This is a genomic window from Reichenbachiella sp. MSK19-1, assembly GCF_003590315.1.
In the GTDB taxonomy this organism is placed as follows: domain Bacteria; phylum Bacteroidota; class Bacteroidia; order Cytophagales; family Cyclobacteriaceae; genus Reichenbachiella; species Reichenbachiella agariperforans.
Window position 1 is genome coordinate 574,825 of the sequence record NZ_MIER01000002.1, and the last position, 20,421, is coordinate 595,245.

Annotated in this window: 14 protein-coding genes; 11 read left to right on the top strand and 3 right to left on the bottom strand. The window is 43.2% G+C overall.

The genetic code is table 11. From position 1 onward, the window contains the following. Window positions 1–29 precede the first annotated feature (29 nt). Window positions 30–875 (bottom strand): alpha/beta fold hydrolase, encoded by an 846-nt coding sequence (locus tag BGP76_RS02590; protein ID WP_119843486.1) that lies wholly within the window; start codon window positions 873–875, stop codon window positions 30–32. A 111-nt stretch (window positions 876–986) separates the two neighbouring features. On the opposite strand from BGP76_RS02590, the gene BGP76_RS02595 reads away from it, so the two are divergent. From BGP76_RS02595 to BGP76_RS02610, 4 genes are read left to right on the top strand one after another with little or no spacing between them, the layout of a single operon-like run. After that, window positions 987–1,607 (top strand): TetR/AcrR family transcriptional regulator, encoded by a 621-nt coding sequence (locus BGP76_RS02595; RefSeq protein WP_084190330.1) that lies wholly within the window; start codon window positions 987–989, stop codon window positions 1,605–1,607. Continuing rightward, window positions 1,600–2,949, top strand: a complete 1,350-nt coding sequence (locus tag BGP76_RS02600) for a TolC family protein (protein WP_119843487.1) — start codon at window positions 1,600–1,602, stop codon at window positions 2,947–2,949. The genes BGP76_RS02595 and BGP76_RS02600 overlap by 8 nt, the downstream gene beginning before the upstream one ends. Window positions 2,950–2,982: 33 nt before the next feature. After that, complete coding sequence (locus BGP76_RS02605; RefSeq protein WP_119844311.1) at window positions 2,983–4,149, top strand: efflux RND transporter periplasmic adaptor subunit; 1,167 nt, start codon at window positions 2,983–2,985, stop codon at window positions 4,147–4,149. Between the two features lie 3 nt (window positions 4,150–4,152). Then, window positions 4,153–7,632: an efflux RND transporter permease subunit gene (locus BGP76_RS02610; RefSeq protein ID WP_119843488.1), complete on the top strand. Its 3,480-nt coding sequence runs from the start codon at window positions 4,153–4,155 to the stop codon at window positions 7,630–7,632. Window positions 7,633–7,745: 113 nt separating this feature from the next. On the opposite strand, the gene BGP76_RS02615 is transcribed toward BGP76_RS02610, so the two are convergent. Continuing rightward, window positions 7,746–9,539 (bottom strand): ATP-binding protein, encoded by a 1,794-nt coding sequence (locus BGP76_RS02615; protein ID WP_119843489.1) that lies wholly within the window; start codon window positions 9,537–9,539, stop codon window positions 7,746–7,748. 163 nt (window positions 9,540–9,702) lie between these two features. On the opposite strand from BGP76_RS02615, the gene BGP76_RS02620 reads away from it, so the two are divergent. Further along, window positions 9,703–10,380, top strand: coding sequence for a SiaB family protein kinase (locus BGP76_RS02620; protein WP_073119570.1), 678 nt, complete (start codon window positions 9,703–9,705; stop codon window positions 10,378–10,380). A gap of 80 nt (window positions 10,381–10,460) precedes the next feature. On the opposite strand, the gene BGP76_RS02625 is transcribed toward BGP76_RS02620, so the two are convergent. Beyond that, window positions 10,461–11,948, bottom strand: coding sequence for an NAD(P)/FAD-dependent oxidoreductase (locus BGP76_RS02625; protein WP_073119569.1), 1,488 nt, complete (start codon window positions 11,946–11,948; stop codon window positions 10,461–10,463). 163 nt (window positions 11,949–12,111) lie between these two features. Here BGP76_RS02625 and BGP76_RS02630 point away from each other — a divergent pair, with 163 nt between their 5' ends. The 6 genes from BGP76_RS02630 to priA all read left to right on the top strand — a co-directional run bounded on the left by BGP76_RS02630 (window position 12,112) and on the right by priA (window position 20,343). Next, complete coding sequence (locus tag BGP76_RS02630) at window positions 12,112–12,612, top strand: paraquat-inducible protein A (protein ID WP_119843490.1); 501 nt, start codon at window positions 12,112–12,114, stop codon at window positions 12,610–12,612. 158 nt (window positions 12,613–12,770) lie between these two features. After that, complete coding sequence (locus BGP76_RS02635) at window positions 12,771–13,199, top strand: IPExxxVDY family protein (RefSeq protein ID WP_158584015.1); 429 nt, start codon at window positions 12,771–12,773, stop codon at window positions 13,197–13,199. Window positions 13,200–13,213: 14 nt separating this feature from the next. Beyond that, complete coding sequence (pyk, locus tag BGP76_RS02640) at window positions 13,214–14,638, top strand: pyruvate kinase (RefSeq protein ID WP_119843491.1); 1,425 nt, start codon at window positions 13,214–13,216, stop codon at window positions 14,636–14,638. Between the two features lie 80 nt (window positions 14,639–14,718). Next, window positions 14,719–16,542 carry a hypothetical protein gene (locus BGP76_RS02645; RefSeq protein ID WP_119843492.1) on the top strand — a complete coding sequence of 608 codons (1,824 nt, stop codon included), beginning with the start codon at window positions 14,719–14,721 and terminating at the stop codon, window positions 16,540–16,542. Next, window positions 16,523–17,815, top strand: coding sequence for a glutamate-1-semialdehyde 2,1-aminomutase (hemL, locus tag BGP76_RS02650; protein WP_119843493.1), 1,293 nt, complete (start codon window positions 16,523–16,525; stop codon window positions 17,813–17,815). Before BGP76_RS02645 ends, hemL begins: the two co-directional genes overlap by 20 nt. Window positions 17,816–17,820: 5 nt before the next feature. Beyond that, the gene (gene priA / locus BGP76_RS02655) at window positions 17,821–20,343 is read left to right on the top strand and encodes a primosomal protein N' (RefSeq protein ID WP_119843494.1); all 2,523 of its coding nucleotides are present in this window, start codon (window positions 17,821–17,823) and stop codon (window positions 20,341–20,343) included. Window positions 20,344–20,421 lie beyond the last annotated feature (78 nt).

Consider the following 20,421-nt stretch of genomic DNA (forward strand, 5'->3'; position numbering starts at 1 on the left):
TGAAGACGGTGGTTTGACACTTGTAGGCTCTAATCACCAGAGGGTAGGTGGTGGGGGGCGTTATGGTCGTGGTGCAGAAGGTCTTGGATGAGAGGAGTGGCGTTCTGTACGAGTTTGTGGTGGCCGTAGGGAAGGATGTGTGTGTGGTTTTGCGGGATTTGGGCCAAGAATCTATGATGTGCCTGAGGAGCTATGATCCTGTCTTTTGTTCCGAAAATGAAGGTGATTGGTAGCGATTGGCTATGGATGAGTTGGAGCAATTCCTTTTGTGACATGCCAAAATATTTTAAGGCTGTCCATGTGTGGTAGACGAGGGTACGGTGTGTCGCAGATTGCAGTTGTGTACGAGCAAATTTGAAAAGAGAAGGGTTGAGGATGCCGATTGCTTCGAGGCGATTCATCATCCAGAAAAAGGACGTGGGGTGCGACATCCAATACCGAAAGAGCCGGCAGACCAAGGGTGCAGTGGCGAGTTGGTAGGAGAAGCGTTTGACAAGGCCGTCTGCTGCGACGAGGATTACCTGCTCGACCTGCGAGACGAAGCTGGATAATGTCGCCAGTGCAAATCGGCCGCCCATCGAATAGGCGAGAAGAGAGAATCGGTCAATCTGTAGTTCGCTGAGAAAGTCTGCGAATAGTTCTTTCCATTCGGGAGTGCGTAGGCGTCCTGGTGCATTGGGAGAACGACGACTGCCTCCATGATAAAAGAGGCGGATGGAGACCAAGGTGTGATTGGGTAGGTACTCTTCTAAGCAGGCAAAGCTGTCCGTATTTTGCCCAAAACCATGAAAGCAGATAAGTGTCTGGTTTCCAGTTCCAAAAGTCTGGTATTCTAATTGTGCCCCAGAGGCATGTGAGTAAATGGAAATGGGCATTTTCAAGTTTAATGAAAAAATAATGGAATAACCGAACCCTAAATCAAATCACACCGTAGAAACTCAGGAAACTTTTAGGAAGTCAGTAGTTTCCTAGGTTTCTTTGCCAAAATGATTTGTAAGATTCACGATAAGATAAAGGAAACAGCGGGACAGCTGTTTAGTAGATACGGAATTAGGAGCGTATCGATGGATGATATTGCCAGGGAGTTGTCTATATCCAAAAAGACAATCTATCAGAACTTTAAAGACAAGGATCAGATAGTGATGATGGGAGTGGAACAACACATCGAAAAGGAGAAGAAGGAGTTTGGAGAGGTGATGCGTGATGCAGAGAATGCTATCGATGAGATACTTCGTTTTTCGAAATGCCTGCGCAAGAATATTGCAGAGGTGAACCCGACGGTACTGTTTGATCTGAGGAAATTTCATCCTCAGGCTTGGGAAAAGTGGTTGAGTTTTAAGAACGACTTCATCAAAAGGACGGTGCTGTGTACCATTGAGCGAGGCAAGAAGGAGGGATTGTTTAGAGAGGAGATCAAGGCAGATATCTTGGCGACCTACCGAATAGAGACAATTGAGATGACTTTTGATCCGAAGATTTTTTCGACGGAGAAGTATGAATTTATAGAGCTGCAAATGGAGCTGCTGGAGCATTTTGTCAGAGGGATGCTGACCAGAAAAGGATACGATGTATACGAAGAATTGAATAACACCATAAATAATGAATAGGAATAAACGAACAAGTGTCACACTAGTACTGGTGATGTGGCTGCTATCTACTGCTGGATATGGCCAAGAACAACAAACGAGCTTCTCGCTGGAAGAAGCGGTCAATTTTGCTATTCTCAATAACCAAACTGCAAAAAATGCGAGGTTGGATATGGAGATCGCAGAGCGGCAGGTAGACGAGATCGTCTCGACAGGCTTGCCACAGGTCAATGCCAATGCGGATTTTACGTACAACTACAAGATTCAGGAGATGGTCTTGCCAGCGAATACTTTTGATCCTACGGCAGATCCTAATACTACGATTGCCACGGAGTTTGGGATTGATTACACCTCTACTTTTGGTTTGTCGGCGACTCAGATGATTTTTGATGGTTCGTTTATCGTCGGACTGGAGGCTGCCAAGACCTTTACAGAGCTTTCCAAAAAGGACAACATCAAGAACAACATCGATGTAGCAGAAGCAGTGTCCAAGGCCTACTTTGGTGTGTTGGTCAACCGGGAGCGTTTCGAACTTGTCAAAAGCAACTTTGCCCGGGTAGACTCTCTACTCAATGATACGCGCTTGCTGTACGAAAGTGGTATGGCAGAGAAGATAGACGTGAGTCGTGTCAAGGTGCAGTACAACAACTTGAAAGTAGAGTTGGACAACTATGAGGCAGTGGTGCATTTGACCGAGTCTTTGCTCAAATTTCAGATGGGCTTGCCCTCCAATGCTACCGTAGAGTTGACAGATGATATTCAGAGTATCAACTTTTTTGACTTCAGCCTAGCCAATAACTTTTCGTACGATCACCGGATCGAATATGCTCAGCTCAATGTGCGTCAAGATTTGAATGAACTAGATATCAAGAACGTCAGAGCACAATACTATCCCAAAGTTGATCTCTTTGCCAGCTACGGTCGCAATACAGGGAATACAGAGTTTAGTGGAGTGTTTACGGACCAGTGGTTTGGCGCGGGCGCAGTAGGGCTTCGGTTTAGTATGCCCGTTTTTGACGGCATGATGAAACGTCGACAAGTGCAGCAAAAGCAATTGGCAGCACGGCAAATCACCAATCAGTTTGAGTTGCTACAGTACAATATCGACTATGAGATCGAACAGGCAGAGGCCAATTACCGCAAGCAAGTAGAGAACATCGAAGCACAACGTGAAAATATGGGTCTCGCCCAGGAAGTCTATGACGTAGCAAAGATCAAATACGAAGAAGGTGTAGGGTCCAACATCGAAGTGATCGATGCAGATCGAGAATACAAAGAAGCACAAACCAATTTTTACAATGCTGTCTATGAGGCATTGATATCCAAAGTAGAATTACAAAAAGCATACGGAGTACTGCTATAACAACCGATGAACGATCCATATAAAAAATCAAAAATGAAGAATACTGTACTAATACTAACGGTCCTGTTCCTAGTCGTGGGATGTGGCAAGAACCAATCGGTCAGCGATCTGATAGAAGGTGCTGACGTAGAAAAAATCAGAGAAAGGAAGAACGAATTGTCTCTGCAGCAAAAAGAAATCGAAGCGGAGATTGCGTTGTTGGACGAGGCGATCATGGGGCAGTCTGAGGAGAAGTACTCGCTCATCACTACACTCCAAGCCAAGCAGCAGGAGTTCGTGCACTATGTGGAGTTACGTGGAGATGTCGCGACCAAGAAGAACGTATTGATCTACCCTGAAGTGTCAGGAGTGCTACTCAAAGTCTACGTCGAAGAAGGACAGTCTGTCAAAAAAGGGCAGTTGCTTGCGACGATCGACAATGGGGGAGCAGCGAGTCAGTTGCAACAGATGAAGACGCAACTGGAGCTCTCCAGAACGACCTACGAAAGACAAAAGAGACTTTGGGAACAAAAAATCGGGACGGAGATCCAGTACCTACAAGCTGAGTCTAACTATGAGGCGCAGAAAAAATCGGTGGAGCAGATGCAAAGCCAATTGGGGAAATTTAGAATCACTGCGCCGTTTTCGGGACTTATCGATGACGTGATCAAGGACGAAGGAACAGTGGTCGCTCCGACAGGCCCAGGTTCGGAGGTGTTCAGAATCATCAACCTCTCCGAGATGCGTATCGAGGTACCAGTGCCCGAAAACTTCATTGCGAGCATACACTCAGGGACCAAAGTGATCGTCTACTTCCCGGTATTGGATGAGACTGTAGAGTCAACCGTGAAGCAGACAGGGAATTTTATCAACCCAAACAACCGCTCGTTCAACGTGGAGATCCCTGTGCCCAATGACAACAAAAGTATCAAGCCAAACATGACGGCTCAGGTACGTATCAATGATTACTCTAGTCCCGAAGCTATTTTGATTGCACAGAGCGTGATTTCTGAAAATGCCGAAGGAGAACAGTACGTCTACGTGGCTACCGATATCACCAAAGAAAATGTAGCCATAGCGCAAAAGAGAATCATCACTACAGGAAAGACACAAGGAGACGATGTGGAAATCCTATCTGGAATCAAGGCAGGTGAAAACATCATCCAAGAAGGAGCTAGAAGTGTGAAAGACGGCCAGAAAGTTAAAATTCTAACAAGATAGTAGATGGATAATCAAGTCAATAATAAGAACAAAGAGTTTCGGTTGGCCTCATGGTCCATCGATAATCCATCAGTGATCTATGTGATGATTGGGATATTCTTTTTCATCGGCTTGTCGGCGTATTTCGACATGCCACGGGAGGATTTTCCAGAGATCATCGAGACCAAGATATATATCAGTACTCCCTATCCGGGAAATACTGCCGAAGATATAGAGCGGCTGATCACTGATCCTCTGGAGGATGAATTGAAAAACATCAGCAATGTGGTGGAGATCATCTCTACCTCACAAGAGGATTATTCGATCATCACTGTGGAGTTTGATGAGGAGATCACCGTGGAGTTGGCCAAGCAAAAGGTCAAGGACAAAGTTGATGGAGAGAAGGCCAACGAAGACTGGCCGCTGTTCAATGATGCCAAGGTAGAACCGAATGTGTTTGACCTGAACCTCTCAGAGGAAGTGGCAATCATGAATATCAACATCTCTGGAGACTATCCAGTAGATCGACTCAAGGAGTATGGTGAATACCTCGAAGATGAGATCGAAAATTTGCCCGAGATCAAAGGGGTAGATATCCGTGGGGCACAAGAGAAAGAAGTAGAAGTAGCGGTCGATATTTTCAAAATGATGGCTGCCAAGGTGAGTTTCGATGATGTACTCAATACCATTCGAAATGGAAACATGACGCTCTCTGCCGGGAATATCAAAACCAGTGGTCAGCGCCGTACCATTCGCATCATTGGTGAAATCGACAACCCTATGGAGTTGGAAAATTTCGTCGTGAAGACGGAGAAGAACTCACCCGTGTACCTAAAAGATGTGGCCAAAGTCAGTTTTAAAGAAGAAGATAAAACGACATATGCCCGTGAATTTGGTCACAGCGTAGTGATGCTAGATGTCAAAAAGCGTGCAGGAAAAAACATGATTCACGCAGCAGACGAAATCAAATTGATACTCCAAGATGCACGGGACAATTACTTTCCACATGACTTGACGGTCACTGTGTCGAACGATTCGGCTCCTCGTACGCTCAATCAAGTAGAGGACCTGGTCAACAACATCATATTTGGTATTCTACTAGTGGTTGTCGTACTGATGTTCTTCTTAGGTTTCCGCAATGCCTTGTTTGTCGGGTTTGCGATCCCTATGTCGATGTTCATGTCGTTCATGATCCTCAATCTCATGGGTTACACACTCAATACGATGATACTTTTTGGTCTCATCATGGGACTAGGGATGCTTGTTGATAACGGGATCGTGGTAGTCGAAAACGTCTACCGTCTGATGGAAGAAGAAGGAATGTCTCGAATCCAAGCGACCAAAGTGGGTATTGGAGAGATTGCCTTTCCGATCATCATATCTACTGCTACTACGGTGGCGGCTTTTGTTCCGCTCGGACTGTGGCCAGGGATATTTGGGCAGTTTATGAAGTACTTCCCGATTACCTTGTCAGTCGTATTGGGCTCGTCCCTATTTGTGGCGGTATTCATGAACTCCATGTTGGTTTCCAAGTTTATGGAAATAGGCGACAAAGAATTGAGCCTCAAGAGCCTCATTCGCTTGACGATTATTCTGGTTGGGTTTGGTACATTCATCATGATCGTGGGAGGTGATGCGCGTGGCTTGGGTACGCTGATGATATTCACGGCGATATTGTTTTGGGTCTACAAATATGCGATCAAGCGATTGGCGAATAAGTTTCAGAGAAGTGCGTTGGTCAAATTCGAGAATTTCTACGAAAAGCAACTGCTCAAAGCGGTAAGAGGAAACAATGTATACTGGTACTTCGGAGCAACTTTTATTTTGCTCATTGCTTCGTTCGTGTTTTTTGGGATGTCAGTAGGAGGAGGGAGAACCAAAATTGAGTTCTTCCCGGACAATGTGCCGAACCAGATCATCGTATACATCGAGTATCCTCAGGGTACAGCGATCGAAAAGACGAACCAGATCACCAAAGAGATAGAAGAGAAGATGTACTCTATCCTCAATGCCGAGGAGTACTTGGATGAAAATGGGGACAATTTCCTAGTGGAGTCTGCAGTCTCTCAGGTGGGCGAAGGAGCAGGAAATCCACAGACCGACGGTGGTTCAGCGGCAGAGATGCCTCACCGTGGCAAAATCACCGCTTCGATGCGTGAGTACAAGTACCGCCGAGGCAAAGATACGGAGGAGTTGAGACAGAAGGTCCAAGCAGGATTGACAGGGGTCTACCCTGGAGTAGCTATCTCTGTAGAGAAAGAGGCCTCTGGCCCACCTGCAGGATACCCGATCAATATCGAGATAGATGGCAAGGACTATGATGAGCTGATCGTCACTGCAGAGAAAATGAGGAATTTCATCAATGAGAAAAATATCGATGGGATAGAAGAACTCAAAATTGACGTAAACAAGGACAAGCCTTCGATGGTCGTAGATGTAGATCGTAAGAAAGCTGGAGAATTGGGCGTGGCAGTAGGCCAAGTAGGGAGTCAGTTGAGACGATCATTGTTCGGCGAGAAGGCTGGTGTCTACAAGAAATACGGCGATGACTATGATATCAATGTGCGCTTCAACGAGGATTTGAGATACAATACGAGTGCGTTGTTCAATCAGAACATCATCTTCAGAGATCAGTCTTCGGGACAGTTGAAAGAAGTGCCGCTATCGACCATAGCTTCGCATCGCAATACCTCTGCTTTCAGTGCGATCAAGCGTAGAGATACGCGTCGTGTGGTGACGGTATATTCTGGGTTGAAGCCGGGCTTTACTGATGCTGGTGCGATCGTGTCAGAGATTCGTGATGAAATGGCGAGTTTCACTGAGCTGCCTGAGGGGGTACGCATAGACTATACAGGACAGCTCGAGGAGCAAAACAAGCAAATGACCTTCTTGGTGGGGGCGTTCTTTACAGGGCTCGGATTGATTATGCTGATTTTGATTTTCCAATTCGGGGGTGTTTCCAAGCCAGCGATCATTATGGTTGCCATCTTTTTGAGTTTCATAGGCGTGTTTGGAGGATTGATCATCACGGGGTGGTCATTTGTGATCATGATGACCATGATGGGGATCATCTCTCTCGCAGGTATCGTGGTGAACAATGGCGTAGTGCTACTTGATTATACACAGCTGCTCATCGATAGGAGAAAGGACGAGCTGAACATGCCGAAGGAAGAATATCTCTCCAAAGCTGAAGTGAAGAAGGCAGTAGTCAAAGGTGGGAAAGCGAGGTTGCGCCCTGTATTGTTGACTGCCATCACGACCGTGCTTGGGTTGGTGCCATTGGCCATAGGACTCAATATTGACTTCTTTGCATTGTTTACGGAGTTCAATCCTCATATCTACATGGGAGGAGACAATGTGATCTTCTGGGGACCATTGGCTTGGACGGTGATCTTTGGTTTGATCGTAGCGACATTCTTGACACTGATCATTGTGCCGGTGTTGTTTACGATAGTCTATAGGATGAAATTCTGGTTTTACACGAGAAGAGTAAAGCGAGCGTAGATTTTAAAATTGATATAATGTAAAGCGAGGGACTCATGTCCTTCGCTTTTTTTATGTTCATTTTTGTCGAAAATGGGTCTAACGAGTGGTCTAGTTTAGCTTTTAGAAGCGGTTTATACTAGACTCAACTTAACTGTAAATGTAGTGCCCTTATTGGGTTCAGAGTCGCAACTTAGTTCTCCTCCGAGAAGACCAATGTACTTATCCACTATGGAGAGACCAAGACCTGTGGATCGTTCGCCTGCGGTTGCTTTTGCAGTCAGTACTTGGAATTTTTTAAACATATTCTGCTGATCCGAAGCGGTCATGCCGGGGCCTTCATCTGAAATGTTCGCAATGGCTAGGTGGTTTTGCGCAACTAGGTTTACATATACTTTTTTGCCGTGCGGTGAAAATTTAATGGCATTAGATAGGAGGTTTTCAAATACATGGAATAGGTATTGTTCGTCTCCCAAGACTGCTATTTCATTCGCCAAGTCAGTGACGATTTCAATTTTTTTGGATAACGCTTGGGTTTGATAGTTGCCTATGACATGGAGTAGAATCTGACTCAAGTTAATCCGTTCGAACTGTTCGGAAGTTTTCGATTCTATTTTTTCAATATCTAGTATCCGTGTGACCATTTTATTGAGACGACTAGACTCGGTAGCGATATGTTCGATCATTCGCAGTTGATCCGCATTTAGGTCTTCTTTACTCATTGTCAGGATTTGAGATAGCCCTGTGATATTATTGATCGGAGCTCTCAAGTCATGGGATAGGATGTGGATGAAGTTGTTTTTTTCCTCATCTCGACTAACGAGTTCTTCATTTCGCCGTGAGAGTAATATGTTTTGTTGCTCTATCATCTGGCGGTGTTTGGTTAGAATCTCATTTGCTTTAGATTTTACACGATTGCTATTGTAGAGGAAATAAGCGATGGTTAGAACCAGAACTATAGATATGAGTAGGATGTTTTGTACGTGATTTTGCTCTGCGGCTTGTTTTTCTTTTTCATCCAATTCATGATTTATGAATTTTTTCTCTTCTTGCAATAGTACTACGTCCTCATTTTCGCCTTCTGCGATAGAGTGGATTAGCTGGTTGACATCATCACCCAAGTACTTTCGTATCCCTTTTGTTTTTAGGATCTCAAATTCCTCACTAGAGAGGTATTCATTGAATGGGGTATGCCAGTCACTATTTATATTAAAAATGAGGCAATAGCCAAACCCTTTTTTTGATAAAAGATTTTGTCTTTTGATATTTTGGTTTTTATTGAGGGCCAAGATGTAACTCGGTAAATCTACGTAACCAAAGGTGTTTGCATTGGTAGCAATAGTCTGGATGATGTCATTGCTGGAGTTGATATGAGTGATGTTAAAGTCCACATTATGTTTGTCACGTAGCTCTCTCAGATAGATATCATAGGTAGTAGCTGGTACTGCTATGCCTTGATATTCACTGAACAGCGTAGAGAAGTCTTTTCTAGAGGTGAGGGTGGGAGCTTTTCGATTGGTAATGAATACTTGTATGTCAGGGAAATAGGGGGCTGAAAACTTCACTTCTTTTTCTCTTTCAGGGATTTTGGAGATGATGTCTAGCCCCAGGTCACCTATCTGCGAGCTGTCTCGGATGTAGGCATAGATTTCTCTGAAGTTGTTTTTTTTCTTCCAATTTAATTTAAGATTATAACCGTATTTATTCTGAAGGTAGTATTTGAAGCCTACCAGCATCTCGTACTCGAGCCCGCGTAACGTGCCATTTTCGTGAACGATTAAGAAGGGGTCAGTATTCCGGTAGTAGATCGTGATTTCGCCCTGTTCGTTTTTCTGAAAAGTCTCCCAAGATAGGTCTGACCCGCTCGACAAAAAGGAATACGCAATAAGGAAGGCAGTTAGCCAGATTATGTTTGGACTCTTTATCACGGTCTAAAGATATGTATTATGTCAAGGAAGATTTGTAATTAAGTCAAATTTTGAAACTACTATGAAGTATCTGTCTCTGCTTTTTTAAACTTTTTGATTATTTAGAGAATAATATTATATTTTTGTACTTTTAAAGGAAAGTGGGATTTGCTTTCATTCGATTATGAATCAACTATCAAAACAGATATTAGGTGCGTTTGATGAATGGAAAGAGGAACAAACCAAAAAGACAGAAATGATCGATCAGGCAAATAAAGAGACTAAGTCAAGTAAGCAGGTCAAGGATGTTAATGATTTCGATTTATACAATAAGATATATAATGAGAATATCCTATTGATGTATAAGGGAGCTATTACTTTCGACTTGGTGACTTCTGTGATAGAAACTTTGGATAGAAAGGTCGCTCAGGTAGAGTCTGACAAGAAGGTGCAAAAGCTGTTTTATAGCGCGGCTGTAGAAGTGGTTCATAATCTCTATCATCATATGGATGAGATCAAGGGGCAGTTCGAAGGAGTGTCAGAGCATGATGCTAAATCTGGATTGATTACTGTTTTAGCTAAAGAAAAATATTATAATATCCTTACGGGTAATTTTATTCCTACAAAAAATACTTACGACCTAAAAGCCAAAATCGATGAGGTCAATACGACGGATAAAGATGGATTGAGAGCGTTGTACAAGGAAACATTGAGTAATGGTCAGTTTTCGGATAAAGGTACGGCAGGGCTGGGGCTCATACAGTTGGCTCGTAAGACAGGAGAGAAACTCAATTATAAGTTTGATAAGGTCAATAGTGAATATTCTTATTTTACTTTTCAGATCAAAATTAATAGGGTGTAGGAATTAACAAAATAATAAACAAAAGGGGCTGAATTCTTGAATTCAGCCCCTTTTGTTTTAACACACACATGGTAAATGTGTTAAATGAATTCTACGTTTTTCAATTCTCCATTGTGGTAACTGGCGCAGCGCATAGCTTGGCGGAGGACGCCTGGTTTGAGCATGGATTTATTGAGTAGCATACGTACGCACTCTTGGATACCTTCTATGATAGAGGGATGAGGGTGGATCAGTTCTGCCAACTCCCCGATACCTTTTCCCATGGATATTAATAGCGCAACTGCTTCGATAGAGCTAGAGGCGTGTTCGCCGACTACTCGCATACCTAGTACCCTCATTTCTTCATCGTTAGATACAATGATTTTCATGAACCCATCAGTATTTCTCATTGCAATAGCGCGTGATATACAGCTATAATCTAAACAAACGACCTTGTAGGATATCCCTAGTTCGCGGGCTTTGACCTCATTGAGGCCTACGCCTGCGACTTCAGGTGCTAAGAACATGATCGTAGAGATGTTTTCGTAGATGAGCGGTCGTTCAGGTTCTCCAAATATTTTTTCGATGGCATAGCGGCCTTCTAGCTCTCCTACGTTTACCAATGCTATATCAGCAGTTATATCACCTACAGCGAAGATGTTTGGGATGGAGGTTTGGGTAAGGTCATCGATGATGCCCTTGTTGTCTTTGTTGATTTTGACCGATCCAGAGATTAGATTTTCGTAGTTAGGAACTCGACCTACTGATACGAGTGCTTTTTCTACATGGAAGATTTCTCTGGACCCATTGTTGTACTCCAGTGTGTAGACCACCATGCCGTTTTCAATTTTCATGTCCACGAGCTGAGAGTTGCGATGTATGAGTACTTCTTTGCTCTCCAGGTTGCTTTCTATGATGTCAACAATGTCCGAATCTTCAAAGGGAAGAATCCGGTTTCCTTTGTCTATCATGTGAACTTTGGTCTGTCCAAAGTTGGAGAAGATGGTAGCAAACTCACATCCAATCACTCCCGCACCGACGATTACGATACTTTTAGGGAAGCTTTTTAGGTTTTCGATACCATCACTGGTCAGAATGGTTTCTTCATCTATGGGTATGTTGTCGAGTTTTCTAGGTCGACTACCAGTGGCGAGTATGATATTGTCTGCCTCGATTTCTATATCTTCTCCTTCTAGTTTTTTGATAGATACGACCGTATTGCCGACCACTTTTCCGATTCCTTGTACATAGTGGAAATACTCCCCTTGACTGTTGAGATTGATGTTGTGCATGTGATGCTCGAGAAGGTCGCGGCGTTTGCCTACAGCTTTGTCTACTTCTGATTTGAGAATCTGAAAATTGTGGTCGGGACTAGGGACGTTGGTGGATTTGCAATGTACCCGAAGAGCGTAGGCTTCTCTGGATAACTCCCACCATGTTTTACTAGACAGTGCACCATTTTGTATTCCTGCACCACCTATTTTATTTTTTTCTATTAGAAGTACCTTTTTTTTGAAATCTACAGCTCTCATAGCCGCAGCGTATCCTGCTGGCCCTCCTCCAATTACACAGACATCATATTTCTCCATTCGAGTTGTTTGGTTTAGGTTGATAGATTGCTGGTTGAACTTAATATTAAGTAAATATTCCCAATTTCTGGAACGAAATTAGGGCTTATTGATTCCTGTCAGATCACACTAGGATTATTCTTATATTAGTTATTATTGTGGTTATAAACGTAGCCCGATTCATATGCTCGCAAGAAATATAGTAGCTCTTTTCCTTACCATTGTCTCTTTGGTTATACTCTATCCAGGGCTCACTTTTCCGATGTTGAACATTACTGTATCTACCGAACTACCTATATTAGGTAAGACCTATTTTCTTGACCAATCACAGAGTATTTTGCAAACCATTGATACGTTGTATAGTAGTAACAATCGTTTTGTAGCGATGTTGATTTTATTATTCAGTATTGTCGTGCCTATAGTCAAGGGTGTAGTAGTTGTTTCTGTCTTGCTGGTTAAGCAATTTGGACTGAAAATTAAACTATTCAAACTAGTCCATGCGATAGGTAAATGGTCCATGGCAGATGTCTTTGTTGTTGGGGTTTTTATGGCGTTTTTGTCTTCACAATCGAACGGTTTTATCGAGGCTGAACTGCTCAGTGGATTCTTCTATTTTTCTACGTATTGTTTACTTTCTCTATTGGCCATTCAGTTGGTTAAACTGCCCTTAGGAGAACCAAAATAGCGAGTCGTTGAACTAGGTATGTTTACGTAGTTTTTATGAAGGGGTAGATGCTTCAGTGTACGGATTATCAATAAAAGCTTATTCTAATATTAATATCTTCAACGAAAGTTTGATATTGTTGAAATTGTTAACACTTTTGAATCTCAATTATGTCCAGAGTGAAAAAGCTAAAGTTGAGAACAGATTATCGTTACGACTTTCACTTGATAGGAATAATTTCAAAATCCAAAGAATATACGGTTTCATGGGCTGTTAATCAAGCACTTGGGATCGTATTGAAAAAGGAATCGGATTTAGAAATAGAGATGAAAAATCAAGGTGTGATTCGTGTATCTAACTATCAGTTTGAAGACGATCTGTTGCGATACGCTCTATTGTCGAATGTCCTGATTCCCGGACCAACAGGGACCCAAAAACTACTTGTTCCGTCACTTGGAACTTTTGACTACTTATTGAAGATAGAGGAGTTTGAAGAAGCTTCGGATTTAAGTACTGTCTTTACCCAGCTGAGGAATGCAGCTAAAATAGATTCCTTGGTCAAGTTAGACGTCAATAAAATTAAGGAAAAGGAGAGTTTTTTATTTTAACTAAACAGTAATTGATGCAATCAAAAAGGGCAAAAATCATCGCTACTTTAGGGCCAGCGAGTGAAGACAAAGAAACGATCAAGAAACTCATTCATGCAGGAGCGGATGTTTTTAGATTGAACTTTTCACATGGCACTCACCAAGATCATTTGGAGAGAATCAATACGATCAATGAGGTCAACGAAGAGTTGGGAACTAATGTTTGTAAACTTCAGGATTTACAAGGTCCTAAGATTAGGATTGGTGAGATGGAGAATGGAGGAGCAGAAATTGTTTCTGGTCAGACCTTGACTATCATTACCGAGGATATCGTGGGTACTAGTGATAAGGTGAGTACGACGTACAAGCCACTTGCTACAGATGTATCTGAGGGTGATTTTATTTTGATTGATGATGGTAATCTTCAAGTAGAGGTTGTGTCTACTAATGGGTCGGAAGTAGTGACCAAGGTGATTCATGGTGGGGTTTTGAAATCGCGAAAAGGAATTAACCTACCAGATACGGCTATTTCATCTCCGTCATTGACTGAGAAGGATAGAGAGGATCTAGAGTTCGGTCTGGAGCACGATGTGGACTGGGTAGCGCTCTCATTCGTAAGAAATGCGAAGGATATCGAAGAGCTTCGTGAGATTATAACAAGCAAAGGAAAGACGACTAAGATCATCGCCAAAATCGAAAAACCAGAGGCTGTAGCAGATATCGATGAGATCATCGAGGCAACAGATGCGATCATGGTAGCGAGAGGTGATCTCGGGGTGGAAGTTCAGATGGAAGATGTACCTCCTATCCAAAAGAGCATTGTTAAAAAATGTAATAACCTAGGCAAGCCTGTGATCGTGGCGACTCAGATGCTAGAAAGTATGACTGATAACCCTAGACCTACAAGAGCAGAAGCCAATGATGTGGCTAATTCGATCTTTGATGGAGCGGATACTGTGATGCTGTCTGCAGAGTCAGCATCGGGTAAATTTCCTGTAGAGTCTGTACGTAGCATGGCGAAGTGTATCTCTGCGATAGAGAAAGCATCTGACGCCGTGTTCAACAAGCCATGGGAAGAGTCAGGTAGAACGGATTTAGGTGCTAGTAGCCTGTTGGTGAGCTCGGCATGTAGGCTGAGTAGAGCTGTAGGTGCTAAAGCGATCATCGGTATGACCAAGTCAGGTTACACAGGATTGAGTTTAGCGAAAAACAGACCTGAGGCTGATATCTATATCTTCACAGATGATAAGAGAGTATTGCACTCACTGAATCTAGTGTGGGGTATCAAAGTATACTACTATGATGCGCAGAAACCTATCGATGAGACATTCGATGATCTAGTAGCGATATTGAAAGAAAAAGGACATTTGGCAACAGGAGATACTTACGTGACTACTGCGGCTATGCCACTACACTGGCAGTCCAAAACGAACATGATGAAAGTAGATGTGGTAAAATAATTTACCGCATTTGATAGATTGCGAAAGCCAAATTTTATAGTTTTAAGCCGTTTTATTTTCACAAATAACCCACCGGCTTGATGCAACTTATAAAGTTTGGCTTTGCTTTTTTATCCCTTATAGTTTTCTCGTATTTTTCTGCTGTAGCTCAAGAGGATGAAGCTACCTATCTCAAAGCAAAAGAGTACTTTCAGGCTGGAGACTATACTTTTGCGATGGAGTATTTTCGCAAGGTGTCTGCTAACCCTAAATCCAGTGCGTACAAAATTTATGCTTCGTTCTACTATGCTTTGTCTGCCTATGAGGCGGGGGAGCTATATACGGCCAAATCCATGTGGCTACAGATGTCGCAGAAATATCCTAGTTGGCCAAATCAATCAGATGTTAATTACTGGTTATCGGAGGTTTACTTTCAAGAAGATGACTTAGCCAATGGTGTACTCTACGCCAAAAAATCTGGTTTGCCTGAAGGGGCAAAACTTATGTCGCAGCAGTTGGCTAAAATTGACAATGTAGAGCAGTTAGAAATTCTGCATTATCAGTTTCCTAACGACGAGCTTGTCGCTAAAGCACTTGCGACACGCATTGCATCAAAACCCGTGTCCTTCAGAAATAATGCGCTCCTAGATGGCGTTGTTGAAAAATTTGAGCTAAACCCAACAGAATTTGGGAGACCTGATATAGGAGAGAGCCAGCTTAAAGATACTTATCAAGTAGCGGTGCTGTTGCCGTTTATGTTTGATGGTTTGGATAATCCACGACGTACCGTTCGCAACAGGTTCGTCATGGATTTGTTTCATGGCATGAGAGAGGCTGCGGATAGGCTCAACCAAGATGGCAAGCGAGTAGAACTGTTAGCCTATGATACGAGGAGAGACTCTGCTGAGACGGCTAAGCTACTGATGATGCCAGAGATGAAAGGAATGGATTTGATCATCGGGCCATTATTTCCTATGCCTAGTAAACTAGTAGCTGATTTTAGCTTCCAAAATAAAATTAACATGATCAATCCGCTATCTACCAGTACGGAGGTGATCGGTAGCAATCCATTTTCTTTTCTGTTCAATTCCAGTATAGAGGCCAGAGCATTGACGGCTGCTCAGATAGCGATCGATAGTGTGAGCAATAAGAATGCGATGATCTTCTATGAAGACAACAAAAGAGATTCGCTGAGTGCCTATACTTATGCGCAGCGTATCATGGAGCATGGGTTCGAAGTAGTGATGCTGGAGCCTGTTCGTGATACGACAGTGAGAGCGACCTATGATTTGCTCACCGCAAAATATGAACGTAGATACAGTGAAGAGCAAAAGGATTCTATATTGAATGACGACCCCACGCGCATAATCAAACAGCGAAGATCTATCAAAGAGAAGGACGTAATTGATTATTATGAGGAATTCTTTAGAATAGCTCCAGACAGTATAGGTCATATCTATGTAGCGTCATCGGAGACTTTGATTGCTTCTAACTATATCAGCGCATTAGAGATTAGAGCAGATAGTACCAAAATTATTGGGCGTGGCGAATGGCGTGATTCGGAGACTTTGACACTGGAAGAAATGGAGCGTTTAGGCGTGTACTACATAGACCCTATGTTTGAAGAAATGACGAAACCGGCCTATATGGATTTCAGGAGAAATTACATGAGTCGATATAAGAAACTGCCTAGCCAGAATGTGATGATTGGGTATGACTTGATGACCCTAGTGGGCGATCTGATGATCAAATATGGTAATTATTTTCAGCAGGGTACAGTTGAAGAAGGTTTCGTGCCAGGACAGATTTTTATGGGCGTGTTATATGATACAAAAAATTATAATCAGTACGTTCCGGTGACGCAGTTTAGTGAGTCGGAACTCAGAATAGTAAATAAGCCAAGTGATGGAAAAAGGGAAGAGTAAAAGCGTATTTGCACAAGCACAATCAACAATACCAGGAGGAGTGAACTCTCCAGTGAGGGCATTTAGAGCAGTAGGGGGAGAGCCCGTCTTTATGGAATCTGCTTCTGGTGCGTATATGACAGATTTAGATGGCAATCAGTATATAGATCTCATCAATAGTTGGGGGCCTATGATTTTGGGTCATGGTAATACGCTGATATCTGATGCAGTCAAAGAGGCAGTTACTAAATCCTTGTCATTTGGAACACCGACTTATGCGGAGGTAGAGATGGCTGAGTTGATTTGTAGTATGGTACCGTCCATCGAAAAAGTGCGAATGGTTAACTCTGGTACTGAAGCGACTATGTCTGCGATTCGCGTGGCACGTGGTTATACCAAACGAGATAAAATCATAAAATTCGAAGGTTGTTATCATGGACACGGAGATTCATTTTTGATTGCGGCAGGGAGTGGGGCCGCTACTATGGGCGAACCAGATAGTCCTGGAGTGACACGTGGTACGGCTCAGGATACCTTGACGGTCGCTTACAATGATATGAAAGGACTGAAGGCTACAGTCGCCGAGAACAAAGACGAGGTTGCAGCGATTATCCTAGAGCCTGTAGCGGGAAATATGGGCTGTGTCACGCCTGTGGATGGCTATCTTCAAGCGATGAGGCAGCTATGTGATGAAGAAGGAATCGTACTCATATTTGACGAAGTGATGACAGGGTTTAGGTTAGCTCCAGGTGGCGCACAGGAATTATATGGTGTGACTCCTGATATGACGACTCTGGGTAAGATCATCGGTGGTGGAATGCCAGTAGGTGCTTATGGAGGGAAAACAGAAATCATGGACATGGTTTCTCCCAAAGGGCCAGTATATCAGGCTGGGACGCTTTCGGGCAACCCTGTAGCGATGGCTGCTGGTCTCCAGATGCTTCGCTTTCTCAACGAGAACCGGTCGTTATACCAGCAGCTAGAAAGTACACAGCAAAAAATCGTAGCAGGTTTCAAATCCAATATGGACAAGCTCGGGCTCAATTATAGCATCAATGCTGTGGGCTCTATGTTTAGCATTTTCTTTACGGATCAATCTGTGAAGGATTTTGAAACGGCTAAATCTAGTGATTTGGAGGTGTTTGGGAAGTATTTCAATGCAATGCTCGAACGTGGAGTGTATTTGGCACCATCACAGTATGAGACGTTGTTCTTGTCCACAGCCATCGGAGAGGCTGAAATCGAAAAGATCGTGACTTCTAATTATGAAGCACTGAAAGAAATTCATAGCTAAGCTGTTTGAGTCAGCTAGAAATAAATAGTTCAAACGAAGAAGATCAGCAGGATTTTGTCACCTATTTTGCTGATGTCATTATCCCTATTCCGCTACCTGGCACCTATACTTATAGAGTTCCCAGAGCCATGCAGGATTATCTCGTGCCAGGCTGTCGCGTCATCGTTCAATTCGGGCGAAAAAAGATATATACAGGCATCGTGTCAGCCGTACATACCCATGCACCTAAAGTGTATGAGGCCAAGCTAATCATAGAGTGCTTAGATACTAACCCATCGGTTAATGATTACCAACTGAAGTTGTTTTCATGGATGGCAGAGTATTATATGTGTACGGTCGGAGAAGTGCTCAATGCTGGATTGCCTAGTGGGCTTAAACTTAACAGCGAGTCATTTATTCAGCTCAATCCAGATTTTACTTCCACAGATGATGTTGTTTTTTCTGATCAGGAAAACAAAATACTGGATGCGTTAGAGACGAATGATCGCTTGTCATACGAGGATGTAGCTGCTGTTTTAGGAATCAAAATGATACATCCTGTACTCAAGGATTTGATCCAAAAAGGGCGAATTCTACTCTATGAACAAGTCAAAGACAAGTACAAGCCTAAACGGAAACGAATAATCGTATTGGATGATAAATATCTTGATGCTGAGCAAGAACTCCAAGCGCTTTTTGCTGACCTAGAAAAACGTCCAAAACAGCTCGATGTACTACTGAAGTATCTTAGTCAGATTGGGATGGATGGCAATCAGCGCAGCACTGTATCAGTAGACAAGTCTGTATTGACTGAGGCAGGTGTATCAGCTTCCGCACTGAAAACACTCTGCAAGAATGAAATTTTTCATGAGCATGAAGTGATCGTGTCGAGATTAGATTCTAGTGTGGGACGACCCAGTCATGAAGGGGTGCTTTCGGAGGGGCAGTTGGCTGCTTTGTCAGAGATTACTGAAGGTTTTCAGGCCAATAAGCCAGTGCTGCTTCATGGAGTCACGGGGAGTGGGAAAACTGAGATTTATATTGAGCTCATCAAACAGGCCATAGAGAGTGGAGGTCAGGTGCTCTATCTGTTGCCAGAGATCGCACTGACTACCCAGATCGTAGCTAGACTGCACAAAGTGTTCGGTAGTGAGCTGGGAATTTACCATTCTAAATACTCGGACAATGAGCGGGTGGAGATTTGGAATCAGGTCAACGAGGGTAAGGTGAATTTGGTAGCAGGTGTTCGTTCGTCGGTTTTTCTGCCTTTTCAGGAGCTCAATTTGATTATCATCGATGAGGAACATGAGTCCTCTTTCAAACAGTATGACCCTGCGCCGAGATATCACGCTAGAGATACCGCCATTTGGTTGGCAAATCTACATCAGGCCAATGTACTGCTAGGGACGGCTACCCCTTCGTTGGATAGCTATCAAAATGCACTGGATGGCAAATACCACTTGGTGGAACTATTGGAGCGATTTGGCTCAGGGAGTTTACCGAAGTTCAAGCTTGCCAATATTTTGACTTCTCGAAAGAACAAGCGTATGCAAGGTGATTTTACACCTGAGTTGATCGATGAAATCACTCAAGCATTGGAGCGAAAGGAGCAAGTGATTCTTTTTCAGAATCGAAGAGGTTATTCGCCTTACCTGATCTGCAATGATTGTAATCACGTGCCCAAGTGCCAGAGTTGTGATGTGAGCTTGACCTATCACATGCACTCGAACCATCTGGTGTGCCACTATTGTGGATTTAAAGATGCTGTGCCTGCTACCTGTGAGGCCTGTGGTTCTACTGCTATTCGCACCGTAGGCGTGGGGACAGAGAAGATCGAGGAGGATCTCAAGATTTTACTTCCTGAGGCACACATCCAGCGTATGGATCAAGATACGACACGTAGCAAGTATGCTTATCAAAACATTATTGATCGTTTTGAGAATGGGGAGACGGATATCCTAGTTGGGACACAAATGCTCAGCAAAGGGTTAGACTTTGATAATGTGTCATTGGTGGGGGTGTTTGATTATGATCGCATCGTTCACTTTCCCGATTTTCGATCTCATGAACGTGCCTTTCAGTTGATTACGCAGGTAAGTGGACGTGCCGGACGAAAGGATGACAAAGGATTGGTCGTGATTCAAACCGGAGAACCAGAGGGAGGACTTCTGCAGTTGATTTTGAGAGGGGATTATAAAGGGTTCTTCCAACAGGAGATTCTTGAGCGGTCTAGCTTTAATTACCCGCCTTTTTATCGGATGATCAAAATCGTGTTGAAGCATAAAGAGCAGCATGTTTTACAACAGGCAGCGATGGCTTATGTGGCTACATTGATGGCCGAATTAGGGAAGAAACGAGTGCTTGGTCCTCAGACGCCAGTAATAGGCCGCATCCGAAACCTCTATATTGAGGAAGTGTTTCTCAAGGTGGAGAAGAAAGGGGTGAGTATACAAAAGGTTAAAGAATTGGTGTATCGATTGAGCATTGACTTAAAGAAGAAGAAAGAATTTAATTCACTGCGTTTATATTTTGATGTAGACCCCGTTTAAAATACAATCATTGGTGTCATTGCTCGTTGGTAAATTGATGCCATGTGCATATTTTTGAGAAATGCACGCTAAATAACG